This window comes from Flavobacterium resistens, assembly GCF_900182645.1.
Classification (GTDB): Bacteria; Bacteroidota; Bacteroidia; order Flavobacteriales; family Flavobacteriaceae; genus Flavobacterium; species Flavobacterium resistens.
This window is the reverse complement of sequence record NZ_FXTA01000004.1, coordinates 436,267-462,685: the sequence shown is the minus strand read 5'-3', so window position 1 is coordinate 462,685 and position 26,419 is coordinate 436,267. Positions and strand designations below refer to the sequence as shown.

The 26,419-nt window shown below is 33.7% G+C and carries 24 protein-coding genes; 6 read left to right on the top strand and 18 right to left on the bottom strand.

All coding sequences use genetic code 11. The features are described from left to right. Positions 1–74 precede the first annotated feature (74 nt). The 11 genes from FN795_RS21450 to FN795_RS16645 form a co-directional block, all read right to left on the bottom strand. Positions 75–3,662 carry a VIT domain-containing protein gene (locus FN795_RS21450; RefSeq protein WP_154275359.1) on the bottom strand — a complete coding sequence of 1,196 codons (3,588 nt, stop codon included), beginning with the start codon at positions 3,660–3,662 and terminating at the stop codon, positions 75–77. 221 nt (positions 3,663–3,883) lie between these two features. Further along, on the bottom strand, positions 3,884–4,966 hold the full coding sequence (locus tag FN795_RS16690; protein WP_035653393.1) for a bifunctional 3-deoxy-7-phosphoheptulonate synthase/chorismate mutase type II: 1,083 nt from the start codon (positions 4,964–4,966) through the stop codon (positions 3,884–3,886). Positions 4,967–4,978: 12 nt separating this feature from the next. Then, positions 4,979–5,839, bottom strand: a complete 861-nt coding sequence (locus FN795_RS16685; RefSeq protein ID WP_142451700.1) for a prephenate dehydrogenase — start codon at positions 5,837–5,839, stop codon at positions 4,979–4,981. Positions 5,840–5,968: 129 nt separating this feature from the next. Then, positions 5,969–7,114 (bottom strand): pyridoxal phosphate-dependent aminotransferase, encoded by a 1,146-nt coding sequence (locus FN795_RS16680; RefSeq protein ID WP_142451699.1) that lies wholly within the window; start codon positions 7,112–7,114, stop codon positions 5,969–5,971. Positions 7,115–7,201: 87 nt separating this feature from the next. After that, a complete protein-coding gene (locus tag FN795_RS16675) occupies positions 7,202–8,041 on the bottom strand; it encodes a prephenate dehydratase (RefSeq protein ID WP_142451698.1) in 840 nt (279 codons plus the stop codon). A gap of 462 nt (positions 8,042–8,503) precedes the next feature. Then, the gene (locus tag FN795_RS16670) at positions 8,504–9,670 is read right to left on the bottom strand and encodes a DUF1501 domain-containing protein (RefSeq protein WP_142451697.1); all 1,167 of its coding nucleotides are present in this window, start codon (positions 9,668–9,670) and stop codon (positions 8,504–8,506) included. A 12-nt stretch (positions 9,671–9,682) separates the two neighbouring features. After that, entirely contained in the window at positions 9,683–11,083 is a 1,401-nt protein-coding gene (locus FN795_RS16665; protein WP_244289994.1) for a DUF1800 domain-containing protein, read from the bottom strand. Between the two features lie 310 nt (positions 11,084–11,393). After that, positions 11,394–13,787, bottom strand: a complete 2,394-nt coding sequence (locus FN795_RS16660; protein WP_142451696.1) for a ribonucleoside-diphosphate reductase subunit alpha — start codon at positions 13,785–13,787, stop codon at positions 11,394–11,396. 265 nt (positions 13,788–14,052) lie between these two features. Continuing rightward, entirely contained in the window at positions 14,053–15,030 is a 978-nt protein-coding gene (locus FN795_RS16655) for a ribonucleotide-diphosphate reductase subunit beta (protein WP_142451695.1), read from the bottom strand. A gap of 336 nt (positions 15,031–15,366) precedes the next feature. Beyond that, the gene (locus FN795_RS16650) at positions 15,367–15,936 is read right to left on the bottom strand and encodes a DUF3109 family protein (protein WP_142451694.1); all 570 of its coding nucleotides are present in this window, start codon (positions 15,934–15,936) and stop codon (positions 15,367–15,369) included. A 90-nt stretch (positions 15,937–16,026) separates the two neighbouring features. Then, positions 16,027–16,809 (bottom strand): DUF4412 domain-containing protein, encoded by a 783-nt coding sequence (locus FN795_RS16645; protein WP_167498091.1) that lies wholly within the window; start codon positions 16,807–16,809, stop codon positions 16,027–16,029. A gap of 291 nt (positions 16,810–17,100) precedes the next feature. Between FN795_RS16645 and FN795_RS16640 the strand changes: the two genes are divergently transcribed. From FN795_RS16640 to FN795_RS16630, 3 genes are all read left to right on the top strand, one after another. After that, positions 17,101–17,679, top strand: a complete 579-nt coding sequence (locus FN795_RS16640; protein ID WP_142451692.1) for a MarC family protein — start codon at positions 17,101–17,103, stop codon at positions 17,677–17,679. A 101-nt stretch (positions 17,680–17,780) separates the two neighbouring features. Continuing rightward, positions 17,781–17,981 (top strand): hypothetical protein, encoded by a 201-nt coding sequence (locus tag FN795_RS16635; protein ID WP_035653375.1) that lies wholly within the window; start codon positions 17,781–17,783, stop codon positions 17,979–17,981. Positions 17,982–17,983: 2 nt separating this feature from the next. Next, positions 17,984–18,589, top strand: a complete 606-nt coding sequence (locus FN795_RS16630; protein WP_142451691.1) for an FAD-dependent oxidoreductase — start codon at positions 17,984–17,986, stop codon at positions 18,587–18,589. 169 nt (positions 18,590–18,758) lie between these two features. Here FN795_RS16630 and FN795_RS16625 read toward each other — a convergent pair whose 3' ends face one another. The 5 genes from FN795_RS16625 to FN795_RS16605 all read right to left on the bottom strand — a co-directional run bounded on the left by FN795_RS16625 (position 18,759) and on the right by FN795_RS16605 (position 22,160). Further along, entirely contained in the window at positions 18,759–19,073 is a 315-nt protein-coding gene (locus FN795_RS16625; RefSeq protein ID WP_142451690.1) for a hypothetical protein, read from the bottom strand. A 93-nt stretch (positions 19,074–19,166) separates the two neighbouring features. Next, complete coding sequence (locus FN795_RS16620) at positions 19,167–19,532, bottom strand: nuclear transport factor 2 family protein (RefSeq protein ID WP_142451689.1); 366 nt, start codon at positions 19,530–19,532, stop codon at positions 19,167–19,169. A gap of 14 nt (positions 19,533–19,546) precedes the next feature. Continuing rightward, positions 19,547–21,130: a S41 family peptidase gene (locus tag FN795_RS16615; protein WP_142451688.1), complete on the bottom strand. Its 1,584-nt coding sequence runs from the start codon at positions 21,128–21,130 to the stop codon at positions 19,547–19,549. Next, positions 21,130–21,561 carry a deoxycytidylate deaminase gene (locus FN795_RS16610; protein WP_035653364.1) on the bottom strand — a complete coding sequence of 144 codons (432 nt, stop codon included), beginning with the start codon at positions 21,559–21,561 and terminating at the stop codon, positions 21,130–21,132. The genes FN795_RS16615 and FN795_RS16610 overlap by 1 nt, the downstream gene beginning before the upstream one ends. 5 nt (positions 21,562–21,566) lie before the next feature. Further along, positions 21,567–22,160, bottom strand: coding sequence for a HupE/UreJ family protein (locus FN795_RS16605; protein ID WP_035653361.1), 594 nt, complete (start codon positions 22,158–22,160; stop codon positions 21,567–21,569). Between the two features lie 170 nt (positions 22,161–22,330). Here FN795_RS16605 and FN795_RS16600 point away from each other — a divergent pair, with 170 nt between their 5' ends. Next, positions 22,331–22,762 carry a TerB family tellurite resistance protein gene (locus FN795_RS16600; RefSeq protein ID WP_035653359.1) on the top strand — a complete coding sequence of 144 codons (432 nt, stop codon included), beginning with the start codon at positions 22,331–22,333 and terminating at the stop codon, positions 22,760–22,762. A 119-nt stretch (positions 22,763–22,881) separates the two neighbouring features. Here the strand turns inward: FN795_RS16600 and FN795_RS16595 are convergent, their stop codons facing one another. Together FN795_RS16595 and fbp are read right to left on the bottom strand one after the other, a co-directional pair. Beyond that, positions 22,882–23,283, bottom strand: coding sequence for a hypothetical protein (locus FN795_RS16595; protein ID WP_142451687.1), 402 nt, complete (start codon positions 23,281–23,283; stop codon positions 22,882–22,884). 63 nt (positions 23,284–23,346) lie between these two features. Next, positions 23,347–24,354 (bottom strand): class 1 fructose-bisphosphatase, encoded by a 1,008-nt coding sequence (gene fbp, locus FN795_RS16590; RefSeq protein ID WP_035653356.1) that lies wholly within the window; start codon positions 24,352–24,354, stop codon positions 23,347–23,349. 171 nt (positions 24,355–24,525) lie between these two features. On the opposite strand from fbp, the gene FN795_RS16585 reads away from it, so the two are divergent. Both FN795_RS16585 and FN795_RS16580 read left to right on the top strand, forming a co-directional pair. Further along, positions 24,526–25,026: a GNAT family N-acetyltransferase gene (locus tag FN795_RS16585; protein WP_142451686.1), complete on the top strand. Its 501-nt coding sequence runs from the start codon at positions 24,526–24,528 to the stop codon at positions 25,024–25,026. A gap of 79 nt (positions 25,027–25,105) precedes the next feature. Further along, the gene (locus tag FN795_RS16580; protein WP_142451685.1) at positions 25,106–26,365 is read left to right on the top strand and encodes an aspartate kinase; all 1,260 of its coding nucleotides are present in this window, start codon (positions 25,106–25,108) and stop codon (positions 26,363–26,365) included. Positions 26,366–26,419 lie beyond the last annotated feature (54 nt).

The following is a 26,419-nucleotide window of genomic DNA, read 5'->3' as shown; positions in this document are numbered from 1 at the left end:
AAATTACGTTTTTAGAATTGAACAACGCAACTTCGCCTTTTAAATTTGAAATCTAAGCTTTGGATTTCTGACTTTTACCAAACAATTTCGGCCAGAATTTCATTTTCTTTTATTTTTCCTATCTGAATTGTTTTCAAAGTTCTGGAAGTTTTTCCGGCCTTAGTTGTATAAATTTCAATCATTACAGTTGCCGGGCCATTTTCAGTTAATGTGGTTTCGCCAAAGAAATTAGTTTTTATTTTATATTTCCCTTTTACCGCATTTCGAATCAAATATTGCTCTGGGCCGTAACCTTGTGTAAAATCTTTAGAAAATCTGCCACCAATTTCTGTCGAAGTATGACTATAATAACATTCTTCGCCAGTTGGTTCAATTACATGTAAATCTAAATCAACATCCATTTGGTTCCAGTTCATGATGATTCTGACATCGACAGGCATTTTTGCAATATATTTTTTATCTAATTTTCCAGTTTTCAATCCTGGGTGCTCTTTCATTATTCGATTAATATCCATTAAAACAATATCTTCTACACCTTCATATTGACCGCTCATTTCTCCGTAATAATTTACTTCAAGTGATTTTACTAATTCATCAAATGCTTCTTGATATTTTCCGGCATCTTCTAGTGTTAAAGCGTAATCTCTTAGGCTTTGCGGTTCATGTTCTCTCCATTTTGCAACTTGTTTTGCAGTAAACACTGCATCACCATAATCTTTCCATTCGCGCAAAGTATAAGTTAATGTTTTATACAATTGATGATTTTCTAAACCTAAATCAGCAATGTTACTGATGATTAGTAATGCCTTTTTAACATCGCCTTGATTATAGAAAAAGTGAGCCACATCAAAATAAAAACTCGGATTTCTTTCCTGAGCTTTTCTTAACTCAAAATACAAATCGTATTGTTTTTCTTTTGGCGCCGATGCCAATGCTTTTAAATACAATCGATCTGGATTCCAGCTTTTTGTTTGAACAACACTATTAGAAGACTTCTTTTTTGTTGTTATAATAATAACTCCATTTGCCCCTCTGCTACCATAAGTAGCAATTCTCGATGCATCTTTCAAAACATCTACAGTATCGATATCATCTGATTTTAAATCGGTCAATTCGCCTTCATAAAACTGACCATCCACTATAATTAAAGGCTTTTTGGAATCTCCAGCTAGATAACCTCTATCTAGATTTGTTTCGTTTTGGATAGTTTTTACGACCTGACCTGCGACTTCGGGTTTTATATCTTGTACAGCATCTTTATTTTTTACAGCACTTTCAGCAGAAACACCAACAAGATCTCTTTTCCTTTGAATTCCGTCCGCAACGACCACAACTTCACTTCCAACTTTTTTATCTTTTAATTCAGTGATTACAGGTGCAGAATTATCTTGAGGAGTCATGTTATATACATTATTATCTTCCTCAACAGCTACGGCAGTTCCACTACCAACAGGTTCGTCTATTGTTAAAACAGCATCAGGATCTCCCTTAATTGTTTCATAACCAGCAATAGTTACGACTTCACTTAAAGTCTGAGAATTCTCTCTTAATCTTATAGAAACCAAATTGTTTCTGCCTACATTAACACGAGCAGGTTCGAAACCAATATACGTAATATTAAAAATAGTATTCTGAGGAGCTTTTATCGTAAATTTTCCATCAAAATCGGTTTGAACTCCCTCACTTCGTCCATTTATAATAATACTCGCTCCTGGCAATGGCTGACTATTCCCATCTAAAACAATTCCAGAAATAAATCCTGCTGGTACGGTTTGACTACTTCTTAAAATTGTATTTGCAACATTATTATTTGCTCTTTGGGAATTCTTGATTTTAGATTTTGACGCTAATTTAGATGCAGAATATTTCGTGTCTTTTTTCCACCAGGCGTTTATGCTGGCAAAATAACTTTCAATACTTTCCCAGTTATTTCTTTGCTGGGCCAATGTAGCATCACGTTCTTGTTTTTTAATTCGATCAAATTCTTCGCGTAATTCTGCCGGCGGTAAAATATCATATAAAATATAATCACTTAGATTTTCCAGAACAATCAACGAGGTATTTTTAGTTACAATTCCGAATTTCTTTCCAAGAAGTTCAATTTCATCTGCATTTTTAGCATATTCTAATTCAAGATTGGCGATTTTTTTCTGTGCCCAAAGTTTCTCAACATTAATATCATTAGTGTTTTGAACCGCACCATCAAGTATAATTTTTCTTTCTAAAACAGCTTCATTATTATAGCCAAATAATAAAATAATTTCATTTTTCGGATTTAAAGAAATTCCTGAAAAACTAAAATTCCCTGAAACCGAAGTTCCTTCCATCGGAAACAAATCAGTTACCGTTAAATTTTCTTTTATTCCGAGAAATTTCAAACTAGAATTCGTCAATTTATCCAAAGCTGTTTCTGAATTTATCTGATTTAAATTGATAAAATTACCGCCAGTTTTTGTTGAAGAAAAATTCAAAAAAGCAAAATCGGCAGAAACTGAAGAGGTAATCGTATAAACAGGTTTTTTAGTTTTTGGCAGAAGATTTTCACTCAAAGAAGATAATCCATCAGTAAAAAACAAATATTCATCTTGACCCGTAAAATTCAGTTGCGAAAAACGAGTCCCTCCATCGTATTTTGTTTTTTCTAAAACGGCTTTTAAAGCATCCCAATTTCCATTGGAAACAATATATTCTTGTTGTTTATCGAAAGTATAATTCAAAAAGTACAGCGTAACTTTTGTATTTTTTATTTTCTGAAAATAAGCATCCAGCAAATTCAATTCTTTCTTTAAATCCCTATTCTGACAGCTCAAAGAATTATCCCAAATCAAACCAATCGAAGCTGGTATCTTTTTAACCGTTTTATTTCCTTCAATAAAAGTATTTCCATAAAAATAATGTTGTCCGCCAACATCCTGCATCAAAACACTTGGAATATTTTGCTGAATTGGAATTTTAAGAACAATTTTTTCTGCAGGCTGGTAATTTTCTTTTTTAATAGAAGCCTGAAAAGCTTGATTCCATTTTGAAAAAGTAATTTCATTTCCTGAATTTTCAGTAACAGTTGGTGCTGTCGAAGTTCCTAAAACCGAAACATTAATTTCAAACTTATCCAGTTTTTTCGGAAAACGGCTTACCAATTGATACGCCATATTATCTTTATCAAAAGCCGAAAGTTCTTCTTCGTAACCAATAACAACAGTTCGCTCTCCGTTTGGCATCAGCGGATAAATTCTCGTTTTAAAATTATTGCCGTCTACTTTTTCCAGTAATCCCGGATCAACACGTCGATGTTCAATGGCTTCAAAAACTTGTTTTCCCTTATTTTTGTTTACCGGTACTGCTTCACGAAGTTTTCCATTAATATCAATTGCATATCTTGAAACCGAAACATTTTCTGGCAACGGAAAAATAAGTTCCGCTTCCATCTGGCGAGTTCCTGAATTAAAAAAATGCATTTCGGCAGTAGTGTATGCAATATTTCCCACCACTTTTACATTAACGAAAAGTTTATTCATTCTCACTTTTTCAGGTTCTTCTCCTTTAACAGTAAGTTCAGGACTTTGTGCGAAAGTTTTTGTTCCAATAAAAAACAGAAAAAAAAGCAATACATTCAAATTCATTTGAAAAATGCCCGGCGCAGACGAAAACAATTTTAACTTCATGACACGAAAATTAAGGTTTATATTGTTATAGAGAACAAAAAACATCAAAAGGTTGGGAAGATAAAAATATTTATGCAAAAAAAATCTCCACCACTTCTTACTTAAGTGATGGAGATTTTAAAAAAAACAATCTAATTTTACCATTATGATATAAGAAAACCTAAAAACAAAGTTCAAAAGATTTTAAATTAACTTATACCATAAATATTATTTAGAGAAAATTATGCATTGAAAATTTTCTCCTGGTGTCCAATACTTTCCTGGTGAATTGCTTTGAACATTCTTAAAACAAACTCTTCAGTAAGACCTTTTTTCTCGCCTTCAAGAATCATTTTGCCTAAGATTTCGTTCCAACGGTTGTTTTGAAGAATCGCAACGTTTGCATCTTTTTTCACCTGACCAATTTCGTCAGCTACTTTCATACGTTTTCCTAATAACTCTAATAAGTTAGCATCAAGAACATCGATGTTAGCTCTTAGTTTTTTCATTTTTTGACTGTACTCATCTGTAGTATCATCCGTTTTTCTGATTGTCAAATCTTTAATGATTTGTTTCAAAGCGTCTGGAGTAACTTGTTGCGCAGCATCAGACCAAGCATTGTCTGGATCGTAGTGCGTTTCGATAATCATACCATCATAGTTCAAATCTAAAGCCTCTTGCGTTACTTCAAAAATCATTTTACGATCTCCTGTAATGTGAGATGGATCGATGATTAATGGCAAATCAGGGAATTTATTTTGCAATTCGATAGCAATCTGCCACTCTGGAATGTTTCTGTATTTTGTTTTCTCGTAAGTAGAGAAACCTCTGTGGATAACACCTAATTTCTCGATTCCAGCCATGTGCAAACGCTCAACACCACCTAACCATAAAGCTAAATCCGGGTTTACTGGGTTTTTAACCAAAACGATTTTATCAGTTCCTTTTAAAGTATCAGCAATTTCCTGAACTGCGAAAGGGTTTGCAGTTGTACGAGCACCAACCCATAAAACGTCGATATCATGTTCTAAAGCCAGTTTACAGTGAGCCGCAGTCGCAACTTCAGTTCCCATTAATAAACCAGTTTCAGCTTTTGCTTTTTGCAACCATTTTAATCCAATTTCTCCAACACCTTCAAATCCTCCTGGACGTGTTCTTGGTTTCCAGATTCCTGCTCTGAAAACACTTACTTTTGAATCTTTCAATTCGTGAGCAATTTTCAATACTTGATCTTCAGTTTCTGCACTACATGGTCCAGCTATCACAAGTGGGTGATTTAAATTGAAATCTTCTAACCACTTTCTCATTTCTTTCTTATTTTCCATCTTAATTCTAATTTACTTTTTAGTTGTTGTTAATCCGTTTAGTATTTCTTTTATTTTATTTGTGCTTTCCATTTCTTCAAAAATGGCATTGTAATTTTCGTCTTTCAACAAATCCCTAAACCGACTGAGATTTGAAATATATTCTTCTAATGTTTCCAGAACGTGTTCTTTATTTTGCTTAAAAATTGGGGTCCACATAGCCGGCGAACTTTTTGCTAAACGAACGGTGCTTTCAAATCCACTTCCCGCCATATCAAAAATATCCTGTTCGTCTTTTTCTTTATTCATTACCGTTTTACCGAGCATAAACGAACTAATGTGTGACAAATGCGAAACGTAAGCGATGTGCTTGTCGTGCGAAGTCGGATCCATATATCGAATCCTCATTCCTATTTCGCTAAAAAGCTTTAACGCCTTTTCCTGCAATTTAAAAGTGGTTTTTTCCACTTCGCAAATAATATTTGTTTTTCCTTTAAACAAACCTCTTATCGCCGCCGAAGGTCCTGAAAACTCCGTTCCTGCTATCGGATGCGTGGCAATAAAATTTCTTCTTTTCGGATGATTGGCAACTGCATCACAAATTGGTTTCTTCGTCGAACCAACTTCAAAAACAATCGTTTTATCTCCAACTAAATCCAGAACTTTAGGCAAAACCGTCAGCGCCACATCCACGGGAACCGAAACAATTACAAAATCGGCTTCAGCCAAATCTTCAAAACTTCCTGCTTCGTCGATAACTCCTAAATCAATGGCTTCTTGCAAATGTTTCTCGTTGCTGTCGATTCCAAAAATCGTCGAATCAGGATGTTGGTCTTTGATATCCAGCACCATCGAACCGCCTATTAATCCTATTCCTATTACGTATACTTTCATACTTTTTCTTTAATTTTCAAATCTTGATTTTTTACTTGTCACCCTGAGCGAAGTCGAAGGGCTTTCCAATTGGAACGTGGGCTTCGACTTCGCTCAGCCTGACAATCTAAAATCTGATATCTAAAATTTTCAAAATCGATCAATTGCTTCTTGTACTTTTTCTTCTTTCACACACAATGAGAATCTGATATAACCTTCGCCGTTGCTTCCAAAAATGGTTCCCGGTGTAATGAAAATATGTTTCTCATATAATATTTCGTCAATGAACTTCTCTGCTGATTCAATTCCTTCTGGAAGTTTTGCCCAAACAAAAAGTCCAACTCCTTCTTTATATACTTTACAGTTTAACTTTTCAGCTAACTTCTCCGTTAATTCTCTGCGGCGTCTATAAATTTTGTTTTGATCTTCGAACCATGATTTATCACATTTTAACGCTGCGATAGCACCTTTCTGAATTCCGTAATACATCCCGCTGTCCATATTGCTTTTTACTTTTAGAACCGCATCGATAATTTCAGGATTTCCTAAAACCATTCCGACTCTCCAGCCTGCCATGTTGAAAGTTTTACTTAACGAATTCAATTCTAAAGCCACTTCCTTCGCGCCTTCAACCTGCAGTAAACTCATCGGATTATCATTCAAAACAAAACTATACGGATTGTCATTGATCAATAATATATTGTGTTTTTGAGCAAAAGCAACCAATTTTTCAAATAACGCTAAACTTCCTCTCGCTCCTGTTGGCATGTGCGGATAACCCAGCCACATAATTTTTACTTTCGAAAGATCTAATTTTTCTAAAGCTTCAAAATCCGGTTCCCATCCATTTTCTTCTTTCAAATCATAATAAACCGGAACTGCCTGAACCAAATTGGTTACCGAAGTATAAGTCGGATAACCCGGATTCGGAATTAAAACGTGATCACCTTCGTTTAAAAATGCTAACGAAATATGCATAATTCCTTCTTTCGAACCCATAAGAGGTAAAATCTCATTATTCGGATTCACTTCAACACCAAACTGATCTTTATAAAAATCTGCCATCGCCTGTCTCATTTCTGGTAATCCCTGATAGCTTTGATAACCATGCCCGTTTTCGTCTTGAATTGCGGCAGCTACTGCTTCAATTACTGCTTTTGACGGACTCAAATCAGGGCTTCCGATTCCCATATTGATGATCGATTTTCCTTCAGACATCAACTGACGAACTTCTCTTAATTTTGATGAGAAGTAGTATTCTTCAACTGTGTCTAATCGTTTTGCTGTTGTAATCATTTTTTTATTGCTTTAGGCCGTAAGCTTTAGGCTATAGGCTTTTTTTAAATTTTCTATTTTTGACTTTAAGACTTACGACTTTATAACTTACGACTCGCTTAAAGGTTTTGTATTTTTATATTCTCCTAATACTTTGAAATATTCTGCCATAATGTTTAATAATGCTTTGGCTTTTGCAAAATCTTCGTATTTCTCAAATGTCACGTCTACGAAGAATGAATATTTCCAAGGTGTTTCTATTTTTGGAAGCGACTGGATTTTTGTCAAATTCAGTTTGCAATCGCTCATTACATTTAAAACTGCCGCTAAGCTTCCTCTTTTATGATCCAATTCAAATTTCACAGATGCTCTGTTGATTTCGCTTTCCGGCAAAAATGAATTTTGCTTTTTGATGATTACGAAACGTGTCATATTATTTTTAATCGTTTGAATCGATGACACAATAATATCTAAATTATACATTTCAGCTGCCGTTTCACTTGCAATTGCCGCAATTCCGGTTAACTGTTTTTCCTGAATTCTTCTTGCCGTTTCTGCTGTATCTTTATCCTCAACCAATTTGATATTTGGATATTGTTTCAGAAAATCCATACACTGCAAAAGTGCCATCGGGTGCGAATGAACCTCTTTTATATCTTCAATTTTCTGACCTTTTAGAGCCATTAAATTCTGCTGAATGTTTAAATAATGCTCTCCAATTATGTGTAAATTATTCTTGTCTATCAAAGCATAATTCGGAATAATTGGCCCTGCAATTGAATTTTCGATCGCCATAACCGCCTGATCAGATTTTCCGGCAATAAGGCTGTCGATTAATTCTTCAAAAGACAAACACTCATCAATATCCACATTTTCAGAGAAATACTCTTTCACAACTTGATGATGAAATGATCCTTTAATACCTTGTATTGCAATTTTCGTTGTCATATAGTCAAAAAAAAATCCTGATTTGCATCAGGATTGTATATTAGTTTTATTTGTCTTAAAATTCGATCTCAAATAACCATAGCACAATCCTGACTTCTACTAAAGAAGAAATAAAAATTGTTGCTAAAATAAAAACGGTTACTTGCCATTTTGTTTGTGTTTTGTTTTAAATTCTCTGCGAATGTATAAATTATTTTTAGTGCACCAAAAAAAAGATTGCATTTTATGAAACAAAAAAGGATTTCTTAACAAATTTAGCAGGTTTTGTATGATAATATAAAAATATGGGCTTAAAATGAGATATATACAATTGCTTTTGAAAGGTTATGAGGTTATGAGATACTAAGGTGCTGAGTTTTTTTCGCCACGAATTCACGAATTAGCGTAAATCATTGTGGTTATTTAATTCGAATTACACAGATTTTAAGAAATAAAATTCGTGAATTTGTGGCTATCTTCAAATCAAAACAATCCTGAAACTGGTTTATTCGAAATCCCGATTTTAGTATAATCGAAATTCATTTTTTCTTTTAATAAAGAAGCGTAGACACTTCTAAAATCGATTTGATATTTTAAATCGCCGTTATCCAAGTCGGCTAAATTTGGATTATTTCCTAAAATTGCTCCTTTATTATTTCCTCCAATAATAAACATTGGCGCAGCAGTTCCGTGATCTGTTCCATTTCCGTTGTCTTTTACTCGTCTTCCAAATTCAGAAAAAACAACGATAGTCACATTCTGCAATAATTGCGCTTGTTTTAAATCCTGATAAAAACTGTACAAAGCATCATTCAAATCGGCCAATTTTTTCTCATGAATTGTAATTTGATTATCATGTGTATCAAAACCGCCGAGAGAGGTATAATACACTTTTGAATTTAAATTTCCTTTTATCAGTCGTGAAATCCATTCCAGATTTTTAGACAATTCTGTTTTAGGATAATTAATTTCATTTTTAGATTTTGATAATGCTTTTTGAATTTCGTCTGAACCTTCTGTAACCGAATTGGCAATCTTCCGAACAAAATCCAAATGCGGATTATTCGACAAGGTTACATTTTCTTCCAAATCTGATTTTACTTTAAATCGGTTTGGATCTTTAATTGTAATAAAATTGGGTTCAGTTCCTTTCAACGCCAGATTATCGATTGAATCTAAATTTATTCCGGCTGTCGCCTGATGGCCATTGCACTGTAAATCCAGATATCTTCCCAACCAACCTTGATTACTATATTTATTCGAATCGGTTGCAGTCTGCCAGATTTCCTGGCTTCTAAAATGAGAACGGATCGGTTCCGGATATCCAACGTTTTGAATTACCGTCAAATCTCCATTTTGTTGTATTTGTGCAAAATCTTTTAAAGAAGGATGAAAAGCCATTCCTTTGTTTTTTCCAATAACTGCATCTTTATTTAAAGCAATTTTACTCCTGAAATCATAATATAAAGGATCATCATACGGAATAAACGTATTTAAACCGTCATTACCCCCATTTAATTGCACAAAAACTACGCATTGCTCGCCAATAATTAAATTATTCTGCGAACCTAAAGCGTGCAAAAAATCAGGAAGAATTAGCATTCCGCCTGTGAAAGTTCCTGTCAAGGTTAGAAAATTTCTTCTGTTCATGATTTCTGCTTTTTAAATTAATTGATATTCGGGTAGTTTTGCGATGTAATTAAACAATCTGATTACAGCAAAATTGGCATGCGGTTCTTTTGGATCAAAATCATATTTCAAAATGCTTTCCATATCTTTTTGAGCTGCTTCACTTACATTGAAAAGCAATCTGCCAGACAATTCAGAAATAATGGTTTTGTTATTTCCAGTGGCATCAAAATCAATTTTTACATCAATTTTCTCAAATTCCACTTTCGGTTTCTCATCAACGTTGCTCATTGTGTTTAGGATTTTCTTCGAGATACTTCTTCCGCTACAGAGCAAATCAGCTGTATTGTTTCGCTGCAAATAGATTTGCGAAGTCAGCCAGGAATTTCCGCCGTCCCAGCCCTTAACGTTTACCTGATTGTACAAATCCATTCCTTGTTGCCTCAAAAAAAGCGCAATCATGGCATTGTCAAAGTCTTTTATTTCTAATTCTTCAATTAACTGAATGATATAAACCAAAGGATCTTTTATCTTATTTCCCGAATTTTCCTTCGCATATTCTTCTGTAAAAATTTTAGTCAATAAAGGTTCGCTTTCAAATTTTTTCTTTCGGAAGTAATCCCCATAATAAGTTACTAAATCCTCCGGCGGATTGTCATAAATAAACCATTTCAGAATTTTTCTGGTAATGAGATACGGAATGTTTTTTTGCTCGAAAATGATATCAACAAGGTCATCGGCTTTCCAATTTCCAGTTTTTCCAAAATAAGTTTTGTCGCTGTTATCTTCAGAAAAACGTCTGTAGACTGCGCCCTCGTCTCCATAATTTAATCCAGCTAAAGCTTTTGCGCCGTTTTTGATATCGCTTTCAGAATAATTTCCAATTCCGATAGTGAATAATTCTAATAATTCCCTGCTGAGATTTTCGTTGTATTTTTCTTTTTTATTATCGACATTGTCCAGATATTTTACCATCGCATTCGATTTGATGATTTGTTTGGTCAACTCTTTAAAATTACCAAAAGCATTTTCGCGTAAAATCATATTATGCTGATAAATCCAGTAATTGACTTTTACTTTTTGAGAAGTTGAAACGAAATGATTATGCCAAAAACAAACCATATTTTCGCGCAACGGAAATTCATCAGTCCGCATTTTATCAATCCACCATCTTCGTAACTCGATAGCGGAATAAACTTCTTTTTTTAGGATTTTTTTCTTGGCTTCAGAATCAGCATTTTTTACTAATTCCTTAAATGCTTTAAGTTCAATAAGTGTTTTGGGATCGTCGTCTAAAAATGACGGAAGATTTTTATCGAATTTTGAATCATAGGAATGCTTTAGAAACTTTTCTAAGCCTAATTCCTCAATTTGAGTTGCTTGTTTTCCTGAAAAACCTAATCGTAAGGACCAAAGATTGCTTTTTTTCATCATTCAGAAATTATTACAATAAGACTTTGCTTTCTCATAAAGGTTTAATTTAGAGAAAGTTTCTGAGTTACTTAGTTATTGAGATGCTAAGTTTTAAAAATCTTTGGTAATAATTTAAACGGGGAATTATTGGGGATATTGTTATCAGAATAAAAATAATTACAATCAAACACAAGCCAAGTTTGAAATCGAAAGCTATATTTCTCAAATTGGCATAGAAACAAAAAAGCAGCTATCATTACAATAACTGCTTTCTATAAATTAAGAATAAATCTTTTCTCTTTCTTCTATTTTCTTTCTTCTAAAAAAGGAATTAAGACCCACACATCTCACAATCCTCAGGATCTGCAGCTTGTGCTTTAAGCAACATCGCTTTATAATCCTCAACACTGATTGCTTCAGTTTCTGCAACTAATGATGGAGCTGTTTCTTCTTTTTTATCGTTGTTCAATGTGAATTTAATCGCATCTACAGCTGCTTTTGTTCTCAAGTAATACATTCCTGTTTTTAAACCTGATTGCCAAGCGTAGAAGTGCATTGACGTCAATTTAGAATAGTTAGCATCTTGCATGAACAAGTTCAACGATTGAGACTGGTCAATGAAATATCCTCTTTGACGAGACATATCGATAATATCTTTCATCGACATTTCCCAAACTGTTTTGTAAAGATCTTTTAAGTCTTGCGGAATCTTATCAATATTTTGAACAGATCCGTTATGACGCATAATTTCTTGTTTCAAATCTTCGTTCCATAAACCTAGTTTCACTAAGTCTTCTAGTAAATGTTTGTTTACTACGATGAATTCCCCAGACAATACACGACGTGTGTAAATGTTTGATGTATATGGTTCGAAAGCTTCGTTGTTTCCAAGAATTTGAGAAGTAGAAGCTGTTGGCATTGGCGCAACTAACAATGAGTTACGAACTCCATGCTCTACCACTTCTTTTCTTAATGAAGCCCAGTCCCAACGACCTGATAATTCTTCATCTTTCATTCCCCACATATTGTGTTGGAATTCTCCTTGTGACATTGGAGAACCTTCGAAAGTTGAATATGGTCCTTCTTCTTTTGCCATTTCCATAGAAGCGGTTACAGCTGCAAAGTATAAAGTTTCGAAAATCTCTTGGTTTAACGCTTTTGCTTCGTCGCTTGTAAATGGCAAACGCAACATAATAAAAGCATCTGCTAAACCTTGCACTCCTAATCCAACAGGACGGTGACGCATGTTAGAGTTTTCAGCTTCTTTTACTGGGTAATAGTTTCTGTCGATTACTTTGTTCAAGTTACGAGTTACACGTTTTGTAACGTTGTAAAGCGCTTCGTGATCAAATTTTCCGTTTTCGATGAACATTGGCAACGAAATAGAAGCTAGGTTACAAACTGCAATTTCATCTTTAGATGTAAACTCCATAATCTCTGTACACAAGTTAGAAGAACGAATTGTTCCTAAATTCTTGTGGTTAGATTTACGGTTTGCTGCATCTTTGTACAACATATATGGCGTTCCAGTCTCAATTTGAGATTCTAGGATTTTCTCCCATAATTCACGAGCACGGATTGTTTTTCTACCTTTTCCTCTAAATTCATAATCGGTATATAATGCTTCGAATTCATCTCCGTAAACATCATATAATCCTGGACATTCGTTAGGGCACATTAAAGTCCAAGTTGAATCTTCCTGAACACGTTTCATGAATAAATCTGAAGTCCACATTGCGAAGAATAAATCTCTTGCACGCATTTCTTCTTTACCTGTATTTTTCTTTAAATCCAAGAAGTCAAAGATATCAGCATGCCAAGTTTCGATGTAAATTGCAAAACTTCCTTTACGCTTTCCACCACCTTGATCTACGTAACGAGCGGTATCATTGAAAACTCTCAACATCGGAACAATTCCGTTTGAAGTTCCGTTTGTACCACGAATATATGATCCCGTTGCACGAACGTTATGAATAGAAAGTCCAATTCCTCCCGCTGATTGCGAGATTTTTGCTGTTTGTTTTAATGTATCGTAAATTCCGTCAATACTATCATCCTGCATTGCCAAAAGGAAACAAGAAGACATTTGAGGTTTTGGCGTTCCTGCGTTGAACAACGTTGGCGTTGCATGCGTGAAGAACTTTTTAGACATTAAATCGTAAGTTTCAATTACCGATTTTAAATCGTCTAAGTGAATACCAACAGAAACACGCATTAACATGTGCTGCGGGCGCTCAACGATTTTTCCGTTTATTTTAAGAAGATAAGAACGCTCTAAAGTTTTGAAACCAAAGTAATCGTAATTAAAATCTCTTGTGTAAATAATGTGAGAATCTAAAAAAGCAGCGTTTTCCTGAATCACTTTAAATACGTCATCAGCAATTAATGGTGCGTCTTGACCATTTCTTGGATTTACGTAGTGATACATATCTTTCATCGTTTCAGAGAAAGATTTTTTAGTATTTGAATGTAGGTTTGAAATTGCTACACGAGCTGCCAATTGAGCATAATCAGGATGCGCAATAGTCATTGAAGCCGCCGTTTCTGCCGCAAGATTATCTAGTTCAGAAGTAGAAACCCCATCATACAATCCCTCGATAACTCTCATCGCTACCTTAACCGGATCTACGAGCTCATTCAAGCCGTAACACAATTTTTTGATTCTTTCTGTAATCTTATCAAACATTACGGGCTCTCTGTGGCCATCTCTTTTTACTACATACATAAGCTTACCTTTTATAGTTATTGAAAAAATGAAAGTAACTAGAAAACGAATTCCAGTCCCTAAACATTGCGTGTTTTTAAATTATTTTTCGAGAATTACAGGATTCTCAATAGTTGCCCTTTTCCAATTTGAATATCAAACCGAAAAGCCGTTAAAATTGCTATTAAATCTCCGATTTGGGTGATAGAGATTCAACCTAATAAATGTTCTGTAAATATTAATTATGGCTTTAGATAAAATCGGCCAAAATTAAAATGCTGTTGTTCTAAAAATCTGCGTCAAATGAAATTTTTTGAGCATCGCTGTCTGTGTTCATCACACCAGATTTTTGATACTCGGCAACACGTTTTTCAAAGAAATTAGTTTTTCCCTGAAGAGAGATCATGTCCATGAAATCAAACGGATTCGCTGATCCATACACACGCTCACAACCTAATTCTACTAGTAATCTGTCGGCAACAAATTCTAAGTATTGCGTCATTAAAGTCGCGTTCATACCAATTAAACTTACCGGAAGAGATTCTGTTACAAATTGTCTTTCGATATCAAGAGCATCAACGATGATTTCTTTGATTCTCTCTTTTGGTACTTTGTTTACTAAATGGTGATTATGCAAGTGAACTGCAAAATCACAATGTACACCTTCGTCACGAGAAATCAACTCATTAGAGAATGTCAAACCTGGCATTAAACCACGTTTTTTCAACCAATAAATTGAACAGAAAGCTCCTGAGAAGAAAATACCTTCAACAGCAGCAAAAGCAATAAGTCTTTCAGCAAATGAATCAGACTCGATCCATTTTAAAGCCCATTCTGCTTTTTTAGCAATCGCCGGAAAAACTTCTAAAGCGTTGAACAATTCTGTTTTCTCAGCTTCGTCTTTCACGTAAGTGTCAATCAATAAAGAATACGTTTCACTATGAATGTTTTCCATCATGATTTGGAAACCATAGAAAAACTTCGCTTCAGCATATTGAACTTCGTTTACAAAGTTCTCAGCAAGATTCTCATTTACGATTCCGTCAGAAGCTGCAAAAAATGCAAGGATGTGTTTGATGAAATATCTTTCATCATCATTTAATTTGTTATTCCAGTCTGTCAAATCCTGGTGCAAGTCGATTTCTTCCGCAGTCCAAAAACTAGCTTCCATCTTTTTGTACCATTCCCAAATATCATGATGTTTAATTGGAAAAATAACGAAACGATTTTTATTTTCTTGTAATATTGGTTCGACTTGTGACATGACAATTTTTGTTTAATTTTTATACTGAAACTTTACTAATTCAGTAGACTACAAAGATTGTCAATTATCGCTAAAAATGAAAGTCAAACTTATTCACAATTCGACGTAGTTTTTAACAACGGGTGAAATTTGAAATGATTTTCATACAATAATTAATTTATTGCAAATGAACACTTTAAAAGCATAAATAGCATCTTGAAGTCCCGTAGAATATAGACTTTTTGAAATAAAAAGCAAGAAATTTTAAATTGTTTTTAAAAGTTTTTTTTGAGTCAAAACTTTATTTTTTTGAGTTAAATCACGCCCTCGCAAAAGGGTATTTTTTACACTTGACTTTTACGAGTTTTTAAGTTCCTCAGCAACTTTTTCAAGTTCCAAATACCAATCTTCACCAAAACGGCGAATCAAAGCTTCTTTAACAAATTTGTAAACCGGAACTTCTAATTCTTTTCCTAAAGAGCAGGCATCATCGCAAATATCCCATTTATCATAATTCACCGCAGCAAATTCTGTAAAATCTTTCACACGGATTGGATATAAATGACATGAAACTGGTTTTTTCCAGTCTACGATTCCTTGATTATAAGCTTGCTCAATTCCGCAAAGTGCCGTTTTTCCGTCAAAAATTACGTAAGCGCAATCTTTATTATCAATAAGCGGCGTTTCAAGATCGCCGTCGGTTCCTTTTACCCAAGTTCCTTGGGCTTCAATTGCAGCAATTCCTTCTTTTCGTAAAAAAGGTTTTACTTTCGGATAAATCTCTTCCAGGATTTTAGTTTCAGCTTCACTCAAAGGCGCACCTGCATCACCGTCGACGCAACAAGCCCCTTTGCATGCTGATAAATTACAAACAAATTCTTTTTCGAGGATATCCTCTGACACTATGGTTTTTCCTAATTGAAACATTTTGCAAAGGTAACCAAAGATTCAGGAAATAAAAACCGCTCGCCAATATATGTTTGCAAACCCAACTTATTTAGAATGTTACCATTTTATCTACATAAATTTATAATCCGATTTATTAAATGTATAAGAACTTTTTTCCAAGCTAAGACATTTCATTGTGGTTACTTTTTTGCTTTTTAAATCTTTCATAGTCATATCCATTAATAAGGTACGATCTTCGGGTTTAAAATAATTCGACAATCCTTCGGGCATTTTCCAGCCTTTTTGGTTTTTGAACATATCGCCAAAGCTCACTTTTGCTTCGCTCGTGTAATAACAAATAATATCGTATTCATCACTTGTCATCTGAATTCCTTTGCAGTTGTAACCTAAAAAAGTTTTGTTTGGAAGTGTCTTAAAAGTGAATTTTGATTTCTCTCCTTCTTTTTTCGCCATTTCTGTATAATCAGGCATTTTTGAAGCTGATGCCATTTTTTCCTTGCCGTTTCCAAAAGCAGTTACCGTAATACTGTTTTTAGAATCCATAATCATAAACATATCCTGTCCTTGTCCCTGAGAAATATTCATTCCAAAATACGCCGCATTTGGTTCCAGTAAATAATTTGCATTCATAGCTTTTCCTTCATCGGTTTTAATTTCCATTATATATTTCCAGCTGAAATTATAGGAATTCGGCACAACCGAGGGATCAACTTTGTTTTTACCGTAACTTAAAACGGCATTTTCCATATTTACATTTTGATCAGCAGCTCCACTTCCATTTTGGCCTTTTTGTTGCGCTGCTTTTTTAATTTGTTGCCAGATTTGGGCTTGTGAACTATTGGACGAAAACAATAAACACAAGAAAACTATAACAAACATCATCTTTTTCATAACCATTCCTTTTTAAGTTACAACAAATTTAACAATTGATTTTCAGTAAGTTATATTTTTTAACGTTTGATTTTTTATACCCTGTTCAGAACAACAATAAAATAAATCAAGTTCAAAAACAAACCGTTCTTTTTTCTTGATATCAATAATTTTAGCATCATAATGTTACAAATATCACACTTTACATATCTAAACAATGTTTTTATAACAAAAATACAATCTGTGAAAAAATCACCTAACTTTATTACCTACTTTTGCACCAAATTATTAATCGCTTAAAATCAGAACTATATGTTAGAAATTGACTTTAAAGAAATTATTACAGTTGGAATGGTACTTTTTGCAGTAATTGATATTGTAGGATCAATTCCGATTATTGTCAATTTACGAGCAAAAGTAGGTCACATCGACTCAGAAAAAGCTTCATTAGTCGCAGGTATGATTATGATTATTTTTCTTTTTGTTGGAGAGGGATTATTAAATTTGATTGGCATCGACGTACATTCATTTGCCGTTGCCGGATCTTTTGTATTATTCTTTCTTGCTTTGGAAATGATTTTAGGAATCCGAATATATCGTGATGAAGAACCAGGATCTGCTTCAATTGTTCCGTTGGCATTTCCACTGATTGCTGGAGCCGGAACCATGACCACTTTATTATCACTTCGATCTCAATTTCATACCATCAATATTATTATCGCCATTTTATTGAATATCATACTGGTTTACATTGTTTTAAAATCATCTAAGAAAATTGAAACTTTATTAGGCGAGAACGGTCTAGGCGTGGTCCGCAAGACATTTGGGGTCATACTTTTAGCGATTGCTGTTAAATTATTCGCTGCTAATGTTAAAGGTTTGTTTGTCTAACATTTATTTTTATACTTTTACCCCGTAAAATTTCTAAAAACAAAACTTTAAGCTCTTTTTAAAAGGTTTTGCTTTAATTATTTTAAACAAAAAACAACCAGATGAAAATTTTTACTTCAATATTAGTGCTTTTGGCATTAGCTTTAATTGTGTTTAATATTACGCTATTAGACTTTAAAAACCCTTTTCAGGGTGACAGCATGGTAGCTTTTATTGGAATCGTCGCTTCTTTCTGCGCCGTATTGATTCTTTTGATTTTTAGAATTTCAAAAAGAATTGAAGAAAAAACAAACGGCAGATAATAATGTTTGACGTTTTAATTATTGGCGGAGGCGTATCAGGAATGTCTTGTGCACTCGTTCTAGGCTCTGCTAAAAATAAAGCTTTTGTTACCGATAAGAAAATCGGAATTTTTACACATCAAAAGAATTCTTCTCTACAAGAAGCAATTTTCTACAATGCTTATGGTATTACACCTGGAAAATTAGGCTCTGAATTACTTACAGAAAGTACGCAGGATTTGGCAACGACTTACCCTCACATTACTCAAATTCCAAATGAAAAAGTAATTAAAGTGGAAGGGCAATTTCCAGAATTTACTGTAACAACAAATAAAAACTCTTATAAAACAAAAAATATCGTTGTCGGAATCGGTTCTGCCAATACTTTTGACATTGAGGGTTTAATGCAATTTGTTGAACCTCATAAAAAAGCACTTCCAGAAAAACACCGCATTCAACTTAAAAACGAAGATCATAAAGTTGCTGAGGGTATTTATGCAATTGGAACTTTAGCAGGCTGGAGAAGCCAATTAGCAATCGCCGCAGGAAGCGGTGCTGCTGTTGCTACAGATATTCTTACTTTATGGAATAATGGCGTGCAAACTCATGCGCACGATAGCATTCGATAATTTTTTTCACCATTAAGAGATTAAGAAAATTAAGTTCTCTTTGTTACACAAATTTAATTTCGAAGTTCATTAAGAATAAAATACAAAACCATTAAGAAGTTAAGAAAACAAGCTATAAAGCTTAACAAACTTAATCTCTTAATGGTTTGAAAAATATTTAATATTGAATTTATTTTACAGAAATAATCTGCGTAACCTTAATATGGTTTTCATCTTCACTTTTCCAGAATTCCCCTTTTACTGAGACTTCATCACCGATTTTTACTTGTTTGTAATTTTGCGGTCCGCCCACGTTTACGATACTGATTGTAGCAAAATAAACTTCTTTTTGAGCTGTATTGATTTTTGCTGTGTAGCCGTCTTTACCGCCTTCAATTGATTCTACTTTTCCTGAAACTGTCTTACTGCTGTCTTTGGCAGTTGCGCAAGAGATTATAAAAGTCATTACAACCAGGAGAAAGCTTATTCTTTTTAAATTTTTCATGTTTTAAATATTATTTAACCGCAAAGTACGCTAAGAATTACGCAAGGATCGCTAAGTCTAATTTTATGTTACTATTAAATTTCTTTTCAAAATTTATGCCAATGGAGTGCAGCTTCCAGCAACAACTTTTAGATTTTCATCAAATTGTTTCCAAACTCTGATATATTTCAAAACACCATTTATTGGAGCATTATCATAAGTTCCTTTCAATGAAATCGCTACAGTTACGACAGCCACATCATCAATTATATTAATAATTTGATCTGAAGCTTCTAATGATTCGACTTGCATTTTTCCCGAACGATAAGAATCTAAATCGAAATCTTTTGTAATGGTATTTCCGTCAGGTAAATTAAAAAGCAGATCGTCGTGAAGGATTTTTTCTAGAGTTGAAACATCAGCATTTTTAATTGCAGTCAAAAGTTCGATTTCAGCATTTACAACGGCTTCTGTTTTCATATTTTTAAAAAATTTCAGGATTGTTTTTTTGGACTCAAAACCGACTTGATCATCGCATCTTCTTTCAAAACCACATTATAATAATATACTTCGCCGAATAACTGTCTTGCAAATTCAGCTGTGATATAACGATTTACCAAGGCTTTAGTTTTATCTAATTTCAAATCAAGACCCGTTATTGCTACGTAGTTTTTGAACTTTTTAAAATAAACATCTGAGTTTTTCATTTCGTCTAAAAACTCATTAAAATGAAGTCCGGCAAATGCTTTTCTGTTTTTATCCAATTCTTCAAAAACAAAATGACCTACAATTCCGGTTTGAAGCAAATACGCAACGTTTTCATTTCCGTGTTCTGCTTCCATCGGAACAAAAACATCTGGAACGATTCCGCCACCGCCGTAAACGATTTTACCTTTTGGAGTTTTGAATTTTAAAGAATCGGCCACTTTAATACTGTCTTTTGCATAAAGTTCACCCGATTTAATTCTGGATTCTGATTCTTTAAAATACTCTTCATTTCCTTTTTTATAAGGTTTTTGAATCGATCTTCCTGTTGGTGTATAATAACGCGCTACAGTCAATCTTACCGCTGATCCGTCATTAAAATCCATTTCGCGCTGTACCAAACCTTTCCCGAAAGAACGACGTCCGACAATAACACCACGATCATTATCCTGAATTGCTCCGGCTAAAATTTCACTAGCTGAAGCGCTGTTTTCATTTATTAAAACATATACTTTTCCGGTTTCAAAACTTCCAGCTTTTGTCGCATATGTTTTTTCAGTTGTACCGTTTTTATTCTTTGTAAAAACGATCAACTGTTTGTCTTTCAAAAATTCATCGGCAATAGCTATGGCTTCTTCCATATAACCGCCGCCGTTGTCTCGAAGATCAATTATCAGCGACTGAATTCCGCTTTGTTTTAATCTCGTTAAACCGGTTTTAAATTCATTATAAGTTGTTTCGGCAAATCGATTAATTTTGATATAACCTGTATTATTTCCAAGCAAAACAGAGGCATCAACGCTTTTTATCGGAATAACATCTCTTTTTATTTTAAATTTCAGTTTCTTTTGTTCTGATTTTCTAAAAACGGTAAGTTCAATTTCAGAACCCTGAAGTCCTTTTAATTTGGAAAACAAACTATCAGAAGGCAATTTTCTTCCAAATAATTTGGTTTTTCCGGCAAATAAAATTCGGTCACCCGATTTTATTCCGGCTTTTGCCGATGGCCCATTTTCTATTGGTTTTATAATCGCAACTGAATCTTTATACATATAAAAATTAATTCCGATTCCAACAAAATCGCCTTTCATGCTTTCAGCAACTTCGGCTTGTTCGCTTGGCGGAATATAAACAGAGTGTGGATCTAATTTGGAGAGAATATTATCAACTGTAAGATTTACAATTGAGTCTGTATTGATACTGTCGACATATTCATTATTGATAAAATCGATCAGTTTATTTAATTTGGTTTTAGAGTAATTTTTAGCCAAAAGCTGATCATCTGCGGGAGCATTCATTAAGCTTCCGAGCACCGTTCCGAGAGCAAAAGTTGCTCCAATGACAATTGGCAAATATTTTGGATTAAATTTCATTACTCTTCTAAAACAGGAATATGTTCGACTTCAATACCTGCTTTTATTAAAAATTGAATTCCAGAATCATCACGATATCCATCTTTGTACACCACTCTTTTTATTCCCGACTGATGTATTAATTTACTACATTCTTTACATGGCGAAAGCGTGATATATAAAGTTGCGCCTTCGCAAGATTGTGTCGACCTTGCTACTTTCAAAATTGCATTTGCCTCGGCATGCAACACATCCCAACGGGTTAAACCGTCTTCATCTTCGCAGCAATTTTCAAATCCTGACGGCGTACCATTGTATCCATCAGAGATAATCATTCGGTCTTTTACGATAATGGCTCCTACTTGTTTGCGTTTGCAATAAGAAAGCAAACTCCATTCTTTTGCAATTCTCAAATAAGCTTTATCGTATTTGTTTAACTTTTTTATTTCCATTTATTTTATCTGTTCCAAATAGGGCTTTCGATAATCATTGGAATCACAACTCCAACAATAAAAGCCGACATTACAAGTGCCCAATCGCGTTTTGAAAAACGAAATACGGTTTGCACTATATATGATAGTACCAAAACTACAAAAACTACAACTAACTGCGCTGCTTCGATTCCTAACGCAAATTCTCCTAAAGGTACTAATTTTGACGTTGCGGTACCACCTAAAATTGTTTTAAAATAATTTGAGAATCCAAGTCCGTGAATTATTCCAAAAAACAACGTGACCATAAAAATTAAATTTACACCTTCATTTTTAGTAGCTTTTCCTGCCGTAAACAAGTGATATAAAGCGGTAATCAAAATGGTAATCGGAATTAAAAATTCGACTAAATTTACTTTGACAGCAATTATTCCGAAAACTGAAAGTATTAAAGCTAAAGTATGACCAATTGTGAAAACGGAAACCAATAGCAAAATGCGTTTCCAGTCTTTAAATGAATACGGAACTGTTAGTGCGATTAAAAAAAGAACGTGATCGTAGGCGTGGATATCTAAAACGTGTTTTAATCCTATCTGAAAATAAATCCAAAATTCTGACATAGGGGTAATGATATTAAATGATTAGGGGATGTAAACTTACGATTTATTTTCAAAATTTCGTGAAGTCCATCTTTAAAACAACGCAGAAAAATAAGTTAAATTTTATGAGAAATTTAAAATTATGAATTAAAATAACTTTTATCTTTGTTTAACAAAAACCTTAATTAATTATGTCATTTTCAGAATTATTTGATAGCGAATTCAAGCAAAGAAACAAAGGGCACTTTTCAGCTATCGTTCGTGTAGCATTAGCAGACGGAGTTGTATACCCAGAAGAAAAAGCCTTTTTAGACAAACTTGCTTCTCGTTTAGAAATTACAGAATCGGAATACGAAGAAATTCTTAGCGATCCATTAAAATACCCAATCAATCCACCTTATTCATATGTTCAGCGTTTAGAGCGTTTATATGATTTAACAAGAATGGTACATGTTGACCATCATCTTGAAGATAAACAAGAAGTATTGTTAAAAAAGATAAGTGTAGCTTTAGGATTTACTCCAAGCAACGTGGATTATATCATTGCAAAAGCATTGTCATTAGTTGACCAAAAAGTTGACGGCGATACTTTTATCTACGAAATGCAGCACATGCACAAATAGTATTCAGTGATCAGTTTTTAGTGTTCAGTTTTGATACTGAAACTTGACTGTGAATGAAAATTAAAATAAAAAACCCGATAATCAAATTATCGGGTTTTTTCATAAAATTGAATTGTGTATTAATCCTTAATTAATTTCAAATTCAATTTTCCGTATTGATTTTGAGAATCATTTGCAGTAATTTCATAAGTATAGTTTCCTTTTTCCAGTGGTGTTTCTCCAACATAATCAATAGGTTGCAATGTATAAGTTTTCCCGTCAATTTGCAATTCAACAAATGCGTAGCTATATGCAAACGAGAAACCTTTATATTTTGTCTTCTGTCCAGAATCTACATTTTCAAAATTAACATTACCAGTTGTAGTATTTACTGTAATATTTTGAAAATTGAATTTACTGGCATTCGACAATCGAATTCTTAAGTCAGACGAATCTTCCTTCGAAAAACGAGATGACGAATCTTCACTAGAACAGCCAAATAAAACAAAAACCAAGACAACTAAAACAAATATATTTTTCATAAGTCTATTTTATTTAATAGATATTGAAAACACAAAAAGGTTGCGTAAAAAAGAATCTTATCGCTATTCAACCTCTGCCATAAATTCCTCGGCTTTTTCGACCATATTTTTGCTTCCACAGAAAAACGGAACTCTTTGATGCAGTTCTGTCGGCTGGATTTCCATAATTCTTCCAAAACCGTCTGTTGCTTTTCCTCCTGCCTGCTCAGCAATAAAAGCCATCGGATTACATTCATATAACAAACGTAGTTTTCCTTTTGGCGCTTTTGAACTTGTCGGATAAATATAAACACCGCCTTTAATCATATTTCTATGAAAATCGGCTACCAGACTTCCTATATATCTTGAAGTATAAGGTCTGTCCTCTTCTTCACGCTGACAATATTTAATGTAATTTTTTACTCCTTGCGGAAAATGAACATAGTTTCCTTCATTCACTGAATAGATATTTCCATTTTCAGGAAACTTCATATTTGGATGTGAAAGATAAAATGTACCAATTGCCGGATTCAGTGTAAAACCATTTACTCCATGTCCAGTTGTATAAACCAGCATTGTTGAAGTTCCATAAATTACATAACCTGCTGCCACTTGATTGATTCCCGGTTGTAAAAAATCCTCGCTTGTTACCGGAGTTCCTATTGGCGTAATTCTTCTGAAAACAGAAAAAATTGTTCCTACAGAAACATTTACATCAATGTTTGAAGATCCGTCAAGCGGATCCATCAAGATCACGTACTTATTATTATGACTGTTGTCGCTCCCCTGAACAGTTATAAAATCGTCGTTTTCTTCTGAAGCAATACCACAGACAATCTCACGGTTTATTAACGTCTGGATAAATACTTCGTTGGCATACACATCTAATTTTTGCTGGTCTTCTCCCTGAATATTTTGTTCGCCTGCGGCGCCAATAATATCCACTAATCCTGCCTGGTTAACTTTATAGTTCACGACTTTTGCCGCCAAACGTATAGAGTTGATAATCCGGGAAAGTTCTCCCGACGAATACTGAAATGCTTTTTGGTTCTCAATAATAAACTCTCCCAGTGTTTTATTGCGTTCTTCCATTGCTATATCGTTATAGTTTTAATTTAAAGTCACAAATATCGCTTATTTTGTGAGAATGATTTAAAAATTATTTTGTTAGTTTGCTACTATTGTATATTTGCTAATTAATAGCAAAAAGTACCATATAAATAAATGCTTTTTTAGCTAATAAACACTTAATAATACGAATAAATGAATATTAGAAAAGGAAATCCCGAAGACATGAAATCGGTTTTAGGGCTAATACAGGAGCTGGCAATATTCGAAAAAGAACCGGAAGCTGTCGTAATTACAGAAGAAGATTTAGTTCGTGACGGATTTGGAGAAAAACCTCTTTTTCAGGTTTTTGTTGCCGAAATTGAAAGTGATTCAGAAGAAAGTAAAAATGGAAAGGAAATAGTTGGAATTGCATTATACTATTACCGTTATTCAACTTGGAAAGGAAAAACAATACATCTTGAAGATTTGATTGTAAAAGAAAAAATGCGCGGTACAGGTTTGGGATCGGCACTTTATGCTGAAATCATGAAACAAGGAAAAAAAGACAACGTTCGAAGAGTGGAATGGAATGTTTTAGCATGGAATACACCTGCAGTCAATTTTTACAAGAATTCTGGCGCAAGAATTCTGGAAGACTGGCAAGTTGTTCAAATGGATGAAGCTGGAGTTAATTCGTTTCTAGAAAAATTATAAAAACAAAAAAACATAAGATTTCGCCTCAAATCTGAAATCTATCCCGATAGCTATCGGGACTAAATCTAATAAATTAATAATGAGAGTATTTAAATTTGGAGGAGCATCGGTAAAAGATGCAGATGGAATTAAAAACGTATACGACGTTTTACAAAAAGTAGGTTACGAAGATGTAATTCTTGTAGTTTCGGCTATGGGAAAAACAACAAATGCTCTAGAAGTTGTAATCAAGAATTACTTTGATAAATCGGCAGAATTAAATTCTTCTGTTCAGGAAATAAAAAAATACCACAATCAAATATTATTGGATTTGTTTGAGGATGAAAAACATCAGGTTTTCGCAGCTGTAAATGAGCAATTTACTGAACTTGAGTATTTTTTAGCGCACAATAAATCACCCAATTATAACTTTGTTTACGATCAGATTGTAAGTTTTGGAGAATTGATTTCTACAAATATTTTAAGTCACTACATGAATTTTAGAGGAATTCAGACGCAATGGCTTGATGTTCGTAATTTCATTAAAACCAATGCAAATTATAGAGATGCTGAAGTAGATTGGGAAGCAACTCAGCAAAACATCAGTAAAAATGTTCCAAGAAAACAGCTAAACATCACACAAGGATTTTTAGGTGCTGACGAAAACAATTTTACTACAACTCTTGGGCGTGAAGGTTCTGATTATACTGCTGGAATTTTTGCTTATTGCTTAAATGCTGAAAGTGTAACTATCTGGAAAGATGTTCCTGGAGTTATGAATGCTGATCCTCGTTATTTTGAAAATGCTAGTTTATTAAATCAAATTTCATATCGTGAAGCAATCGAATTAGCATTTTACGGAGCAACGGTTATTCACCCAAAAACATTACAGCCGTTACAGAAAAAAGAGATTCCATTATATGTAAAATCTTTCATTAATCCTTTATTAAAAGGAACTTGTGTTTCAAAAGGTGTTGACTTAGAACCACAATATCCATGTTTTATCGTAAAAAGAGAGCAACTTTTAATTTCGCTTTCTTCAATTGATTTCTCTTTCATTATGGAAGAAAACATTAGTGAGATTTTTGGTTTATTCCACGAATTTAAAATCAAAGTGAATTTGATTCAGAATTCTGCGATTAGTTTTTCTGTTTGTGTGGAAGATAAATTTGGAAACTTCAATGATTTGAATGCAATTCTTTCGAAAAAATTCAAAGTGGAGTATAGCGAAAATGTGACCTTATATACAATCCGTCACTTTACAGAAGAAGCTGCGCAAACCGTTGAAGCTAACAAAGAAGTTTTATTGAAACAAGTTAGCCGTGAAACAATGCAAATTGTGACTAAGGAACTTAATTAATATTGCTTTATAAAAGGTAATTATTTCAATTCAAATATATTTTCAAAAAAGGCT